This is a genomic window from Kitasatospora sp. NPDC004745, from assembly GCF_042873275.1.
In the GTDB taxonomy this organism is placed as follows: Bacteria; Actinomycetota; Actinomycetes; order Streptomycetales; family Streptomycetaceae; genus Kitasatospora.
In genome coordinates this window covers 196,251-210,172 of sequence record NZ_JBIALK010000004.1, presented here as the reverse complement: position 1 = coordinate 210,172, position 13,922 = coordinate 196,251, and the positions used below count along the sequence as shown (strand labels likewise).

Genomic DNA, 13,922 nt, shown 5'->3' with positions numbered 1-13,922 from the left:
TCAGGCCGTCAGGTAGGCGTCGTCGAGGTTGAGGTAGCTGAACTTGTTGAGCGTCACGCCCTGCACCCCGGCGCCGGCCACCTCGACCAGCCCGGCGATGGCCAGGTCGATGACGAACTCCTCGTCCAGCAGCACGTCGGTGATCTGCTGGTAGAGGGCCCTGGCCTCGGGGCTCTCGCTGTCGCTGCGGTTCCACGCCCGCTGGACCACGTCGGTGTAGGCGGGGGAGCTGAACCGCGAGCTGTTCTTGGCCTCGTTGAAGGGGTAGGCGCTCACCGCGAGGGTGGCGGGGTGGAGCTGGGCGAAGCCGTGGCTGAGCGTCCACAGCGCGGGCATGCTCTGCGCGATGAGCTGCTTCTGCATGGTGGGCGAGTCGGTGGGCTGCAGCACCACCTCGATGCCGACCTGCTGGAGGTCGTACTGCAGGATCTGCGCGACGGCGGTCGACCCCGGGTCGTTGGAGTGCGCGAACGGGAGGGTGAGGGACTCCGCGCCGGCCTCCCTGAGCAGCGCCTTCGCCTTCTCCGGGTCGTGGCGGTAGTGGGCGGCGCCGGCCTCGCTGTAGGCGGGGGAGGACTTGGGCCACGGCACCGAGGAGACGGTGCCGTACCCGCCGAGCGCCTGCTGGACGAAGCGCTCGCGGTCCACGGCCCAGGCGATGGCCTGCCGGACGCGCTTGTCGCCGACGTGCTCGGCGGTGAGGTTGACGCCGATGTAGTAGGCGCCGGAGCCGGTGTCGTACTGCCTGATCCGGAACCGCGGGTCGTTCCTGAGCGTGGCGACGTCCTTGCCGCGGACGGCGTAGGAGAGGTGGGTCTGGCCGGTCCGGAGCGAGGAGAGCAGCGACTCGGCCTGCGGGACGACCCGGATCTCCACGCCGTCGAGGTAGGGGCGGCCGGGGTTCCAGTACTTCTCGTTGCGGGCGAGGGTGAGCGAGGAGCCGGGCTTGCGGTCGGTGAGGGTGAACGGGCCGGTGCCGATCAGCCTGTTCCCGGCGAGGGCGTCGGCGACGCTGGCCGAGTCCGGGACGATCATGAACTCGAAGAGGTCGAAGAGGTTGCTGACCGGGTGGGCGAGCACCAGGGTCAGCTCGAAGTCGCCGTTCTTGCGGAAGTCGGTGACGGCGGCGGCGGTGGAGCGCAACTGGGCCGCCCGGGAGGGGTCCTGCAGGTTCCTGACGGCGAACACCACGTCGTCGGCGGTGAACCTGCGCCCGGAGTGGAAGGTGACGTCCTCGCGCAGCTTCAGGGTGACGCTCAGGCCGTCCGCCGCGACCTGCCAGGAGGTGGCCAGCTCGGGCTGCGGCCGGAGCTGGTCGTCGTACCTGGTCAGGGTGTTGAAGACGAGCCGCTGGACGAGCGTGTTGGCGCTCTGCGCGAAGAGCAGGCTCGGGGTGAAGTCGACGCCGGTGGCCACGGACAGGACGCCGCCGCGGCGCGGGCCGCTCGGAGCGCCCGCGGCGGAGGCCGCGGTGTCGGCGGCGGAGCGGCAGGCCGCCAGCGTCAGCAGGCCGGCGCCGGCGAGGCCGCCGCGCAGCAGGGCGCGGCGGGACAGGCCGGGAGCGGAGGGGCGGGTGAACGCGGTCATGGCGGTCCTTCGGAGACGGGCGGGCGGCGTGCGGGCGGGCGATCGGGTGCGGACGGACGGACGGACGGACGGACGGACGGACGGATGGATGGATGGACGGACGGACGGACGCGGCACGGTCAGGGCGCGGGCGCGGCGGCCAGGGTGCGGAACGGGCGGGCGTACAGCTCGCCGAGCACCGGGGCGCCGGCCGCCACGGCGAGCGCGTCGGCGCCGCGGGTCTGGGCGATCAGCAGGTCGGCGCTGCGGTGCAGGTGGGAGTGGCGGGCGAACTCGGCGCGGACCACGTCGAGGTAGCGGGGATCGAGGACGGCGAAGGTCTCGGTGAGGACCAGCAGGTCGGGGTTGACCACGTCGGCGAGCAGGGCCAGGGCGCGGCCGATCGTCCCGGCCCGGGCGCGGACCAGCCGGTCGGCCCGCGGATCGCCCCGCCGGACGGCGTCGACCAGCCGGGCGCGGTCCGGCCCGGGGGTGATCCCCTCGGCGGCCGCGGCCTCGAACAGGGTGGTGTCCGAGGCGGCGGTCGAGAGACAGCCCGGGCGGCCGCAGTGGCAGCGGGCGTCTCCCCCGGGGACGGGCTGCCCGGGCGGCCCGGCGACCGGGAGGTGGCCGAGGTCGCCGGCGGCCGAGGGCGGGCCCAGGTGGACCGTCCCGGCGACGGCCAGCGCCGCGTCCACCACGTGGCCGACGAAGAGGTGGACCATGCTCCGGCGGGCCGCCGGGTGGCCGAAGAGGATCTCTGCCAGGGTGAGCGCCCGGGCGTGGTTGTCCACCTGGACGGGCAGGCCGGTGGCGTCCGCCAGCAGGTCCCGGAGCGGCAGGTCCGTCCAGCCCAGGGGCCCGTGCCGGAGCGTCAGGCCGCGCTCCGGGTCGACGGTGCCGCCCGTGACGGCCCCGAGGCCGACCACCGTCCGGCCGCCGCGCACCGCGGTGAGCAGCCGGGGCAGCCGCTCCAGCAGCGGCCGCAGGACGGCGAACCCGGTGCGGCCGCGGTTGGAGATCTCCTGCCGGTGCAGCACCCGCCCGCGCAGGTCGAGCAGGGCGAAGGTGGTGTACGGGACGCCGAGGTGCAGCCCGGCGACGGCGAGCCGGTCGGTGTCCACGGCCACCGGCAGCTGCGGGCGGCCGAGTGCGCCGCCGGCGCGGGCGGCCGCCAGCTCCGGCCGCTCGCGCAGCACGCCGAGCCGGACCAGGTCCACCACCTGCCGGGACACCGCCGAGGCGCTGAGCCCGGTCAGGGCGGAGACCCGGCTGCGGGCGACCGGCCCGTGGTCGAGCACCGTCCGCAGCACGGCGGCGGCGTTGGCGTCCCGGCGGTCGTCCCCGGTGCGGGCGGCCGGGCGGGGGAGCAGGGTGGTGGACATGGCGGTGGCACCCGGCTTCCGGTCAGTTGGCGGCTGCGAGCTCCTCGGCGGGCACCAGACCGGCCACCCGCGGCGGGTCGGCCGGCTCCAGCAGGCGGCTCGGGACGCCGTCGACGCCGTGCGGCAGGTCCCCGTCCAGGGTGATCCGGCGGACCAGGCGCGGCTCGTCGCCGTAGTCGTTGACGGCGTAGTGCTGGGTGGCGCGGTTGTCCCAGATCGCCACGTCGCCGACCTGCCAGTCCCAGCGGACGGTGTTCTCCAGCCGCTCGACGTAGCGCTGGAAGAGGTCGATCAGGGCCCGGCTGTCGGCCCCGGAGACGCCCTGGATCCGCTGCGCGAAGGCGCCGAGCAGCAGCGACTTCTCGCCGGTCACCGGGTGCACCCGGACCACCGGGTGCTCCGTCTTGAAGGCGGTGGAGACGAACACGTCGCGGAACAGCCGGGCGATCTCGGCGTCGTCCGCGAGCTCCGGGCGCAGGGCCAGCCGGGCCGCGTAGTCGTAGTCGTTGGTGTGCACCGCCCGCAGGCTCTCGGCCAGGGTCTTCAGCGGTGCGGGCAGGTCCTGGTAGGCGGCGGCGGTGTTGGCCCAGACGGTGCTGCCGCCGGCCGGGGGCAGTTCGAGCGAACGCAGGATGGACGCCTTGGGGTAGGAGGGCACGAAGGTCACGTCGGTGTGCCAGTTGTTGGCGCGCACGCCCTTGGTCGCGTCGAGCTCGAAGACGTAGCGGCCGTCGGCGCTGGGCACCGTCGGGTGGCCGACCGGGTGGCCGAGCAGGCGGGCGAAGGCCTCGTGCCCGGCGTCGTCGAGGTGCTGCTGGCCGCGGAAGAACAGCACCTTGTGCTCGTACAGCGCGTTCTCGAGGGCGGCCACGGTCTCGGCGGGCAGGTCGCCGTCGAGGCGGACGTCGTGGACGACCGCGCCGATGCGGCCGGCGGCGGGGGTGAGGCGGAGTTCGGTCAGGGCAGTGGTCATGACGGATCCCTTTCAGGGGAGATGGTGACGGTGAGTGATGAGAGGGGAGGCCTTCGCCCGCCCTGACAGCCGGTGCCGGGGCAGCCGGAGCGGCCCGGCGGGGCCGTGTGGCGGGGGTGGCGCAGAGCGGCCGGCCGGGGGTGCCGGACGGTCAGGAGGCGAGCGCGCCGGGACAGCTGCGGCGCGGGCGGCAGGCCGGGACGGGGCGGACAACGCGGTTCATCGCCCCTCCTTCCGGTTCGCTGCGAGTGGGCTCGGCGCCCATCGTGCTGAAGGGCACGGGGGGCTGTCAATCGGCATCTTGGCTGCTGGGAACGGGTGTTGCCGGTGCATTGCGGCAGATGACGGCCGGTGTCGCGAGGGTGACGGGCGCACGTCGCGCGGATGTTCGGCCTTGTGACGGGCACATGTCGGTTACTAACTTGCCGAGCGGAAGTAAGTCCGGACGCCGGGGGGCAGCCCTCCCGGGGTCGGTGGTTCGCGAAAGGGGGGCGGGCGGGTGCCCGTGCTGGAGCTGCTGCAGGCCCGGGTGTCCGCGGGGACCACCTGGCGGGTGGTGCAGCTGACCGATGGTGACGGAGCGTACGGGCTGGGCGAGTACTCGGACGCCGGGCCCGGGGCCGACGAGGTCTGGGCGGCGGTCGCGGCCGGGCTCGCCGAGGGCGGGTCGGTCTCGGCGGTGGTGGCCGGACTGAACCGCCGGGGCCCGCTGGCCGTACGGACGGTGCGCGGCGCGCTGGAGCTGGCCGCGGCCGACCTCGCGGCGCGCCGCACCGGTCAGCCGCTCTGGCGCTGGCTGGGCGGTACGGAGCCCCGGCCCGTCGCGCGGCACGCCAGCATCGACCGGGCGCTGCGGCTGCGCACGCCGGAGGAGTTCGCCGAGGTGGCGCGGGCGGCGGTGGCGGACGGCTACCGGGCGGTCAAGTGCGCGCCGTTCGACGGCTTGCCGGCGGAGGTGCGGCTGCGGGTGGGTCTGGCCCGGGCGGTCGCGGTGCGGCGGGCGGTGCCGCAGGCCGGACTGATGGTCGACGTGCACGGGCTGTTGCGGGTGGATGACGTTCTCGCGTCGGCCCGCGAACTGGGGGCGCTGGGGCTGCGGTGGCTGGAGGACGCGGCGCCGGTGGCGTCCCTGCGGGCGGTCGCCGGGATCGCGCCGCTGGCCGGCGGGGAGCTCGCCGCCGACCTCTCGGAGCTCCAACCCGCGCTGCAGGAGGGCCTGCTGGCCTGGGTGCTGCCCGACCTCAAGCACGCGGGCGGCTTCCGGGCGGCGACGTCGCTGGTGTCCGCGGCCCTGGGGGCGGGGGCGGGCGTCTCGCTGCACAACCCGGCCGGGCCGGTGGCCACGGCGGCGGGGGTGCACCTGGCGGTGGCGCTCGGGCCGTCGGTGGAGACGGAGTTCGCGTACGGCGAGACCGCCTGGCGGGCGGACGCGGTGCGCCCGGCCGAGGCCGGCGCCGGCGCGTGGCTGCGGCCCGCCGCCGGGCCGGGGCTGGGCCTGGAGCTGGACCGGCGGCGGTGGACGCTGGAGCGGGCGTGGTGACGCGGGACGGCCGCGTGGGCGGCGGGCGCCGTGGTGACGTCCGGGCGCCGTGGTGACGTCCGGCCGTCGTGGTGACGCCCGGCCGTCGTGGTGACGCCGGGCGGGCTCCGGGGGTGGGTGGCTACTGGCCCAGCAACCGGGCGAAGTCCAGTCCGAGGCTACCGAGCACGGGCAGGGCGCCCAGGTCGGTGACCCCGCCGACCGGGATGCTGTAGCCCTGGTTGACCGCGCGGGGCGCGGTGGTGGCGGCCGCGGCGGGTGTGGCCGCGGCCGGGATCAGGACGGCGCCGAGGAGCAGGGCGGCGAGTGCGGTGCGCATGGGGCGGGGCCTCCGGGGGACGGGCGTGGTGGCCTGTCAACACCCTGCGTCGCTGGGCGGTCACGCATCTTCGCCCCTTCGGCCGCATTCGTAAAGATCCCTGCCTTGTGTTCATGACAACAGTGCGGAGGTCTGGACCACGTAGATCGCCGACGCGTACCGTCGCCTTGCCCGTCGCCGTGAACTCGAGCGCGGCCGCGGGAAGTTCCATCGCCGTATGCATGTCATGAACATGATCAAAGCCTGGAGGGAACCATGCGCGCCATCGCCAAGAACCTCAGGATCCTCGCCGGCGCCCCGCTCGCCGCAGCCGCCCTGATCGCCCTCACCGCCGGCACCGCCAGCGCCGCGATACCGATCAACAAGCCCATGAGCGGCAAGGCCACCTACTACAACGACGCCGGCTTCGGCGCCTGCGGCACCCAGATCAACGCCGCCACCCAGATGCTCGTCGCCGTCTCGCACACCTGGTGGACCACCGCCAACCCCAACAACGACCCGGTCTGCAAGGGCATCTCGGTCAAGGTGACCTACCAGGGCAAGACCGTCACCGTGCCCGTCAGGGACCAGTGTCCGTCCTGCGACGCCACCCACATCGACCTCAGCCAGCCCGCCTTCGCCCGGCTCGCGCCCCTCGGCAAGGGCGTCATCACCGGACTCACCTGGCAGTTCGTCAAGGCCGGCCTGAACGGCACGACCGTGGCGCTCTCCGAGCCCGTCACCGGCTCCACCCTCGGCTGACCGGCCCCGCCCCGGACCGCCCGGCCCCGCCCTCGGGACCGCTCCGGCCCGCCCCCGCCCGGCCCGGCCGCGTGCGGGGGCGGGCGCCCGGGGCCCGGCGCCGCCACCGGACCTCGTATCGTGGCGGGTCGGTGACGCGAGGGGAGCCCAGGAGATGACCAAGCCGGTGCTGTACGTCGTGGTGTGCGCGGCCGGGACCGCCGGCGCCGGCGGGGTGGAGGAGCTGATCGGGGCCGCCCAGGAGCGCGGCTGGGAGGTCGGCGTGGTCGCGACCCCGCAGGCCATGGGCTTCATCGACCAGGAGGCGATCGTGGCGCGGACGGGATACCCGATCCGCTCCGCCTGGCGCAGGCCCGGCGACCCCCGCCCGCTGCCGGACCCGGACGCGATCATCGTCGCCCCCGCCACGTTCAACACGATCAACAAGTGGGCGGCGGGGATCTCGGACACCCTCGCGCTCGGCATCCTCTGCGAGTCCTACGGCCTGGGCATGCCGGTGGTGGTCCAGCCGTGCGTGAGCTCGGCGCAGGCGGCGCACCCGGCGTACGAGGAGAGCCTGGACCGGTTGCGCAGGATGGGCGTGCGGTTCGTGGACCCCGAGCCCGGCGAGCACGGCTGGACGACGCACCTGCTGGACGTCGTCGCCGACTGACAGGGTGACTGGCCGGGATCGCGGATCCTGGCACTGTGCCGGTGTTCGGGGACGAACCGGAGGGAGTAGCGTCCGGGCAGGTCAGCGACGGTGCAGGAGGATCCGGTGGCGGTCAACGGCGAGGTGTCGTTCTGGTACGCGGCGAGCGGGCTCCCGGAGCCCGGGCCGCCGCTGCCCGGCGGGGCCGACGTGGACGTGTGCATCGTCGGCGGCGGCTACACCGGGCTCTGGACGGCGTACTACCTCAAGAAGGCCGACCCCTCCCTGCGGATCGCGGTGCTGGAGCGCCGCTTCTGCGGCTACGGCGCCTCCGGCCGTAACGGCGGCTGGCTCTACAACGGCTTCGCCGGGCGCGGCGCCTTCGCCAGACGGTACGGCCGGGGCGCCGCCGCCGCGCTGCAGCGGGCGATGGACGAGTCGGTCGGCGAGGTCGTCGACGTCGCGGCCGCCGAGCGGATCGATGCCGACGTGGTGCGCGGCGGGGTGCTCGAAGTGGCCAGGAACCCGGCCCAGTTGGCCCGGCTGCGGGAGTTCGCCGAGGCGGAGCGCGGGTACGGCGAGGGCCGGGTCGAGCTGCTCGGCGCCAAGGAGACGGCCGACCGGATCGCCGTCGCGGGCGCCCTCGGCGGCACCTGGTCCCCGTACGGCGCGCGGATCCAGCCGGCCAAGCTGGCCCGCGGGCTGGCCCGGGTGGTCACGGACCTCGGGGTGGCGGTGCACGAGGGGACGGAGGTCACCGCGATCCTGCCGGGCACCGCGTACGGCCGCCCCCGGGCGGTGACGCCGCACGGCACGGTGACCGCCGAGTACGTGCTGCGCGCGACCGAGGGCTTCACCGCCGGGCTGCGCGGCGAGCGCCGGACCTGGCTGCCGATGAACTCGGCGATGATCGCCACCGAACCGCTGCCCGCCGCGTTCTGGGCGGAGGCGGGCTGGCGGGGCCGCGAGGTGCTGGGCGACTTCGCGCACGCCTACATGTACGCGCAGCGCACCGCCGACGACCGGATCGCGCTCGGCGGCCGGGGCGTGCCCTACCGGTTCGGCTCCCGCACCGACGCGGACGGCGGCACCCAGGTGGAGACGGTGCGCCAGCTGCGCGCGATCCTCGACCGCTTCTTCCCCGGCGCGGCCCGGGCCCGGATCGACCACGCCTGGGCCGGCGTGCTGGGCGTCCCCCGGGACTGGTGCGCGACGGTCGAGCTGGACCGGGCGAGCGGGCTCGGCTGGGCCGGCGGCTACGTCGGCAGCGGGGTCACCACCACCAACCTGGCCGGCCGCACGCTGCGGGACCTCGTCCTGGGCCGGGACACCGGACTGACCGGGCTGCCCTGGGTGGGCCACACCGTGCGGCGCTGGGAGCCGGAGCCGCTGCGCTGGATCGGGGTGCACGCGATGTACGCGGCCTACCACGCGGCCGACCGGCAGGAGGCGGCCGGGCGGGCGACCACCTCGCCGATCGCCCGGGTCGCGGACGTCGTCGCCGGGCGGCACTGACCCGCGAGCGGCCCGCGCCCGGCCCCCGCGGCCCGCCGGGCCCGGGCGGCGGGCGCGGCCGTTCGGACGCCCCGCCGTGCGGAGCCGCCCGGCGGCCCGCACGGTGGGGGCGTGCTGAGGAGAATCCTGGTGGGCCTGTGCGCCCTGCTGCTCTGCGTGCCCGCGACCGGCGCGCGCGCCCGCTCGCCCGGCTGGGCGGTCGTCGCCGTGGACCAGGCGTCGCGCCGGGTCCTGGTGCTGCAGAGCGCCGAGGAGTTGATGGCCTACCAGGGCCCCGACCGGCTGCCGGTGGTCTGGAGCTGGAGCGCCGACCGGGCGCCCGGCCTGGCGGACCTCGCGCCCGAACGGAGCTGGAGCAACCCGGACGAGGCGAGGATCCGGATCCGGCAGGGCCGGCGCCACCTGCTGGCCACGGCCTCCGGCGGACTGGTCGCGGTGGTCGACACCGCGACCGGCCGCACCCGGTGGGCCGTCGACGTGGGCGGCGCCGCCAACCCGCACAGCGCCGAGCTGCTGCCGGACGGCAACGTCGCGGTGGTGGCGAGCGGCGGCGGGTGGATCCGGCTGTACGCGGCCTCCCAGGGCCCCCGGGCCACCGCGCACGCCGCCGTCCCGCTGCCCGGGGCCCACGGCGTGCACCGGGACGCCCGGACGGGTCTGCTCCTCGCGCTCGGCGACGACGTGCTGCTCGCGCTGCGGGTGGGCGGGACGCCGGCCGCGCCCACCCTGACCGTCGTGCGGACGACCCCGCTGCCGGACCGCGGCGGTCACGACCTCGCCCCGGTGCTGTCCGCGCCCGGCCGGTACTGGGTGAGCACGCTGGAGCACCTGTGGAGCTACGACCCGTCGGCCGACCGCTTCACCCCCGTCCACCTGGGCACTCCCGCGGCCGAACGGGACGTGAAGAGCATCGGCGACGAGCCCGGCACCGGGCGGATCCTCACCGCCGCCCCGGACCACACGGGGCCGTGCGACTGGTGCACCTCGGTGATCACCCTGCACCGTCCGGACGGGGTGCGGGCCCTGCGCGGGACGCACCTCTACAAGGCACGCTGGTGGGGGAGGGCGGTAGCAGATCCGTGACGCACGGTAGCGGATTCTGCCGGTCGGGTCGGTGAAACCACCCGATCTGCCGACGGCATTCGGCTGATGGGGCATATTGTGTACCCCGGCAAACTACTCCAATGGAAGTGAGTTTCCCGGTACCGTCCGCAAACCATCCGCCGACCCGCTCCGACTGGGATAGCGTCGAAGGCGTCGGGGGGCCGACACCGATCCGGTGCATTCGAACGCTGGTTACCGGGCCGTAATGGCCGTGATAAGTCCTGGAGAAAAACATGCAGAATTGCCTTTCGGAAGACCTGCCGGGCGCGATCGACGATCTGCAGCTCGCGGTGGACTCGCTGGCGGCATTCCCGGCGCGGAATCCGGCCGGCGGCGCCGCCGTCACCGAGCGCCTCGCGGCGGTCGCCGAGCTCTGCCGCTCGGTGGACGCGGTGCTCGACAGCCTGGTCGTCCAGGCCGCCGCGGAGGCCGCCGAGGAGGGCTGGACGGCGGCCCGGATGGCGGCCGAGCACTCGGGCTACTACGCGAGGCTGCGGCGCGCCTTGCTGCCCGTGGCGGGCGGCGCCGGGTCGATGCAGCAGTGAGCGCGCTGCACCCGGGCGTGCACGTGCTGTCCTGCCCCACCCGGTGGAGCGACGTCGACGAGAACGGGCACATCAACAACGTCCGGCTGATCGGTTACGTCCAGGAGGGGATTTACGACCTGTTCTGCCACCACGCGACCGCCGTCCGGGAATCCCTGTTCTCGTCCGGATTCATCATCGCGCGGCACGAGATCGATTACCTGGAGCAGTTGCACCACCGGCCCGAGCCATTGTCGGTGCGGCTGACCGTGGAACGCCTCGGGCGGAGTTCCGCGCACGTCGTGGTGAATGTCTGCCGGGATCCGCTCACGTTTATGCGGGCGAGAACCGTGGTGGTCGCCCGGGACCGCGAATCCGGCCGGTCGAGGAAACTCAGCTCGAACGAGCGGAGATTTCTCGCCGCGTTTATGCCGGAGGCCGTGCGGGCGGTCGCGGCACCGCCGACCGCGCCTCCGGTGGCGCCGCAACAGCGCGTAGCGGCCCGGCCCGGGTTCTCCTCGACGCGCCGCACCCGGCGGCACTGTCGCGCCTCGGCGGCCTGAGGGCGGACCGGCCACCCCGGCGGACTGCCGCGCGGCCCCGCTCCGGGCCCCGGCTCCCGGGCCCACCCCCACGGCGGCCCGGGCCGGCGGCGTGATCGACAACGGCGTCGATCCGCCCGGCCGGGCTCCCCGCGGCCCCGGCGCAGGACTACGCTGAGCAGCACGGGCACCGGTGCGGCCCACGGCCGGTCACGGGCAGCGACGGAGCCGCCGACCGGACCCCGCCGCCACCGGCGTCCGGCCCGACCGGCACCGGTCCCGCAGACTCCGCCGACCCGGAAGGAGGACGCGATGACCATCGCCTGGGAGGAGTTCCGCGCCCGTGTCGTCGAACGCGGGGAGTACCGGGGCGACGCCGAGGCGGAACACGCCGTCCGGGTCGTCCTCGGGCTGCTGGGCGAGCACCTGGTGGGCGCGGAGCGGATCGAGCTCGCCGACGCCCTGCCCGAGACCTGTGCCGCCCTACTGCGCGACGCCGCCCCCGCCCGTGAGCCGCTGACCGCCGAGCGCTTCGTGCAGGCGGTCGGCGGCTGGATCGACGGGGCGACCGGGACGACCGCGCAGTGGGACGTCGGGGCGGTCCTCAGCACCGTCGCCGACCTCGCCCCGGACGGGCTGATCGACCGGGTGCTCCAGCAGCTTCCGGACGGCTACGACCTGCTGTTCGGCCACCCGCTGCCGGCCTGAGCAGGCGAAGCCCTGCCGGCCCGCGCGGGCGCGCCGGCGCCGGACCGGGCCGGGGCGCCGGTGGTGGCCCGGGTGGGCGGTTCCCCCGTGGTGGCCCGGAACAGTTCCGAGCCCGGGCCGGTCAGCTCGACCGGCCCGGCCCCCGGCCGCAGGTAGGCCGAGGCACCCGGCGGCAGCGCCAGGTCGGGGTGCCCGGGCGCGCGCAGCCGGGCCCGGCCCGCGACGCAGAGCAGGATCTGCGGGGCGGGCAGCTCGACCCGGACGGCCGTCGCGCCCGGCCGCAGCCGGGAGAGCCGGAACTCCTCGGCGGGGGAGCGGAAGCCGGCCTCGACCGGGCCCCACGGCTGAGGTTCGAGCACCCGGGGCCCGCCGGTGCGGAAGGACGTGACCGCCAGCAGGCCGTCGACGTCGACGTGCTTGGCGGTCAGCCCGCAGCGCAGCACGTTGTCCGAGTTGGCCATCAACTCCACGCCCACGCCGCGGAGATAGGCGTGCGGGACACCGGCGTCCAGGTACAGCGCCTGGCCGGCGGCGAGCGGCACGTGGTTGAGCAGCAGTGCGGCGAGCAGCCCCGGGTCCCCGGGGTACTGCGCGGCGACCCGGGCGTAGGCCGCGCAGGCCCGGGCGTACCGGCCGCCCGAGCCCGCGAGACGCCGCAAGGCCGCTTCCACCGGGGCGAGTTGCGAACCGGTGGGCCGGTCGGTGGCCAGCGCGCCGCGCAGCAGCGCGGGCAGCGCCTGGGCGGCCGGCCGGGTCCGCAGCGCGGTGGCCCAGGGGGCGAGCAGCGGGACGTCCAGCGCCTCCAGCAGCCCGGCCGTCCCGGCGGCCGGACGGAAGCCGCACAGTGCATCGAAGTCACCCAGGGCGCAGATGAGTTCGGGCTTGTGGCCGCGGTCCCGGAAGACCCGGCCGGGTGCGTCGCGCGGAACGCCCCGGGCGTCCTCGGCGGCGTGGCCGGCCACCGCCTGGGCCCGGGTCGGATGGACCTGGAGGGAGAGCGCCCGGTCGGCGGCCAGCACCTTGAACAGGAACGGCAGCCCGGGGCCGAACCGTCGCACCGTCTCCGGCCCGAGCAGCCCGTCCGGGTCCGCCGCGATCAGCCCGTCCAGCGGCCGCGGACCGCCGGCCCCGTCCGCGGGGCCGAGGGCGGACGGCGCGGACGGGTGCGCGCCCATCCACAGCTCGGCCTGCGGGGCGCCGGTGCCCGGGGTGCCGGTCAGCTCGGGGATCGCGGTGGTCGAGCCCCACGCGTAGGCGCGGACCGGGTTGTGCAGCAGGGCGAACGGCGGGAGCGGCATGGCGCGGGCCTCCGGTGGGGCGGGTCAGCGGCAGAGCGCGGCCGCGCCGATCAGCCCGGCGTCGGTGCCGAGTTCGGCGCGGCGCACGTCCAGGCCGCGGACGTAGGACAGCGTGGCGTAGTGGTCGAGGTGGCGGGCGAGCGGCGTGAACAGGACGTCGCCGGCGGTCGCGACGCCGCCGCCGACCACCACCCGCTGGAGGTCGACCAGGGCGGCGGTGGCCGCGATCCCGGCGGCCAGGGCCTGGGCGGCGCGGTCGAAGGCGGCGAGTGCGATCCCGTCGCCCGCGGCGGCGTCGGCGGCGACGGCGCGCGCCGAGCGGTCCTCCCCGCTCGGGCGCCAGCCCCCGGCGAGGGCGCGCCGCGCGATCGCGGTGCCGCTGGCCAGGCCCTCCAGACAGCCGCGCGAGCCGCACGGGCAGGGCTCGCCGTCCAGGTCGACGCTGATGTGCCCGAGGTGGCCGGCGTTGCCGCTGGGGCCGGGCCGCACCGCGCCGTCGAGCACCAGGCCGGCACCGACGCCGGTGGACACCACCAGGCAGAGCGCGTTGGCGGCACCGCGGGCCGCGCCCTGCCAGTGTTCGGCGGCGGCCATCGCGACGCCGTCGCCGGCGAGCCGTACGGGCAGCCCGCGGGCGGCCACCGCCGGGTGCGCGGCGACCTCGGCGACCAGCGGGAAGCCGCGCCAGCCGGGGATGTTGACCGGGCTGACGGTGCCGTCGGCGAGGTCGACCGGTCCGGCGCTGCCGACCCCGACGGCCGTCACACCGGCCCAGTCCGCGGTGTCGGCGAGCCGGTCCAGCACCCGGTGCACGACGGCGAGCACGGCCGGGCCCGGCTCCTGCGCGGGGGTGGGCAGCTGCAGCCGGTGCCGCAGCCGGCCCCCGCCGTCGACCAGCGCCCCGGCGATCTTGGTGCCGCCGATGTCGACGGCGGCGAACAGCGGGGCGGCGGCGGGCGGCGGGGTGCGGGTCATCGCGGCGGGCTCCAGGCGGGTGCGGACGGGCGGACTGGGTGGGCTGGCGGGCGGGGCGGGCCGATGGGGCCGGCGGTGCCCGGCGCCCCGGCCGGGAGGGC

General features: G+C 76.0%; 14 protein-coding genes. 8 read left to right on the top strand and 6 right to left on the bottom strand.

Going from position 1 to position 13,922, the window contains the following annotated elements:
- The 3 genes from ACFYUY_RS09915 to ACFYUY_RS09905 form a co-directional block, all read right to left on the bottom strand.
- Entirely contained in the window at positions 1-1,587 is a 1,587-nt protein-coding gene (locus ACFYUY_RS09915; protein ID WP_387899763.1) for an ABC transporter substrate-binding protein, read from the bottom strand.
- Positions 1,588-1,706: 119 nt separating this feature from the next.
- Positions 1,707-2,951, bottom strand: coding sequence for an ROK family protein (locus ACFYUY_RS09910; RefSeq protein WP_387899761.1), 1,245 nt, complete (start codon positions 2,949-2,951; stop codon positions 1,707-1,709).
- A 22-nt stretch (positions 2,952-2,973) separates the two neighbouring features.
- Positions 2,974-3,924, bottom strand: coding sequence for a TauD/TfdA dioxygenase family protein (locus tag ACFYUY_RS09905; RefSeq protein WP_387899759.1), 951 nt, complete (start codon positions 3,922-3,924; stop codon positions 2,974-2,976).
- A gap of 499 nt (positions 3,925-4,423) precedes the next feature.
- Between ACFYUY_RS09905 and ACFYUY_RS09900 the strand changes: the two genes are divergently transcribed.
- Positions 4,424-5,464, top strand: a complete 1,041-nt coding sequence (locus ACFYUY_RS09900; RefSeq protein ID WP_387899757.1) for an enolase C-terminal domain-like protein — start codon at positions 4,424-4,426, stop codon at positions 5,462-5,464.
- A gap of 121 nt (positions 5,465-5,585) precedes the next feature.
- Here the strand turns inward: ACFYUY_RS09900 and ACFYUY_RS09895 are convergent, their stop codons facing one another.
- Entirely contained in the window at positions 5,586-5,783 is a 198-nt protein-coding gene (locus ACFYUY_RS09895; RefSeq protein WP_387899755.1) for a hypothetical protein, read from the bottom strand.
- Positions 5,784-6,038: 255 nt separating this feature from the next.
- On the opposite strand from ACFYUY_RS09895, the gene ACFYUY_RS09890 reads away from it, so the two are divergent.
- From ACFYUY_RS09890 to ACFYUY_RS09860, 7 genes are all read left to right on the top strand, one after another.
- Complete coding sequence (locus tag ACFYUY_RS09890; protein ID WP_360208428.1) at positions 6,039-6,524, top strand: cysteine/serine endopeptidase inhibitor; 486 nt, start codon at positions 6,039-6,041, stop codon at positions 6,522-6,524.
- Positions 6,525-6,678: 154 nt separating this feature from the next.
- A complete protein-coding gene (locus ACFYUY_RS09885; protein ID WP_360208431.1) occupies positions 6,679-7,176 on the top strand; it encodes a flavoprotein in 498 nt (165 codons plus the stop codon).
- A gap of 105 nt (positions 7,177-7,281) precedes the next feature.
- Positions 7,282-8,670 carry an NAD(P)/FAD-dependent oxidoreductase gene (locus ACFYUY_RS09880; protein ID WP_387899753.1) on the top strand — a complete coding sequence of 463 codons (1,389 nt, stop codon included), beginning with the start codon at positions 7,282-7,284 and terminating at the stop codon, positions 8,668-8,670.
- A gap of 111 nt (positions 8,671-8,781) precedes the next feature.
- Positions 8,782-9,753, top strand: coding sequence for a DUF6528 family protein (locus ACFYUY_RS09875; protein WP_387899751.1), 972 nt, complete (start codon positions 8,782-8,784; stop codon positions 9,751-9,753).
- Positions 9,754-10,007: 254 nt separating this feature from the next.
- The gene (locus ACFYUY_RS09870) at positions 10,008-10,319 is read left to right on the top strand and encodes a hypothetical protein (RefSeq protein ID WP_360208437.1); all 312 of its coding nucleotides are present in this window, start codon (positions 10,008-10,010) and stop codon (positions 10,317-10,319) included.
- The gene (locus ACFYUY_RS09865) at positions 10,316-10,861 is read left to right on the top strand and encodes a thioesterase family protein (protein WP_360208439.1); all 546 of its coding nucleotides are present in this window, start codon (positions 10,316-10,318) and stop codon (positions 10,859-10,861) included. The genes ACFYUY_RS09870 and ACFYUY_RS09865 overlap by 4 nt, the downstream gene beginning before the upstream one ends.
- Positions 10,862-11,152: 291 nt before the next feature.
- Positions 11,153-11,548 (top strand): DUF2267 domain-containing protein, encoded by a 396-nt coding sequence (locus ACFYUY_RS09860; RefSeq protein ID WP_360208441.1) that lies wholly within the window; start codon positions 11,153-11,155, stop codon positions 11,546-11,548.
- Here ACFYUY_RS09860 and manA read toward each other — a convergent pair.
- Together manA and ACFYUY_RS09850 are read right to left on the bottom strand one after the other, a co-directional pair.
- Positions 11,512-12,846, bottom strand: coding sequence for a mannose-6-phosphate isomerase, class I (gene manA / locus ACFYUY_RS09855; RefSeq protein WP_387899749.1), 1,335 nt, complete (start codon positions 12,844-12,846; stop codon positions 11,512-11,514). The two genes, ACFYUY_RS09860 and manA, sit on opposite strands and share 37 nt — an antisense overlap.
- Positions 12,847-12,870: 24 nt before the next feature.
- Positions 12,871-13,821: an ROK family protein gene (locus tag ACFYUY_RS09850; RefSeq protein WP_387899747.1), complete on the bottom strand. Its 951-nt coding sequence runs from the start codon at positions 13,819-13,821 to the stop codon at positions 12,871-12,873.
- Positions 13,822-13,922: the final 101 nt, after the last annotated feature.

Coding starts and splice junctions, on each gene's coding strand:
- ACFYUY_RS09915 (WP_387899763.1), bottom strand. CDS start 1,587: ATGACCGCGTTCACCCGCCCCTCCGCTCCCGGCCTGTCCCGCCGCGCC.
- ACFYUY_RS09910 (WP_387899761.1), bottom strand. CDS start 2,951: ATGTCCACCACCCTGCTCCCCCGCCCGGCCGCCCGCACCGGGGACGAC.
- ACFYUY_RS09905 (WP_387899759.1), bottom strand. CDS start 3,924: ATGACCACTGCCCTGACCGAACTCCGCCTCACCCCCGCCGCCGGCCGC.
- ACFYUY_RS09895 (WP_387899755.1), bottom strand. CDS start 5,783: ATGCGCACCGCACTCGCCGCCCTGCTCCTCGGCGCCGTCCTGATCCCG.
- ACFYUY_RS09890 (WP_360208428.1), top strand. CDS start 6,039: ATGCGCGCCATCGCCAAGAACCTCAGGATCCTCGCCGGCGCCCCGCTC.
- ACFYUY_RS09885 (WP_360208431.1), top strand. CDS start 6,679: ATGACCAAGCCGGTGCTGTACGTCGTGGTGTGCGCGGCCGGGACCGCC.
- ACFYUY_RS09870 (WP_360208437.1), top strand. CDS start 10,008: ATGCAGAATTGCCTTTCGGAAGACCTGCCGGGCGCGATCGACGATCTG.
- ACFYUY_RS09860 (WP_360208441.1), top strand. CDS start 11,153: ATGACCATCGCCTGGGAGGAGTTCCGCGCCCGTGTCGTCGAACGCGGG.
- manA (WP_387899749.1), bottom strand. CDS start 12,846: ATGCCGCTCCCGCCGTTCGCCCTGCTGCACAACCCGGTCCGCGCCTAC.
- ACFYUY_RS09850 (WP_387899747.1), bottom strand. CDS start 13,821: ATGACCCGCACCCCGCCGCCCGCCGCCGCCCCGCTGTTCGCCGCCGTC.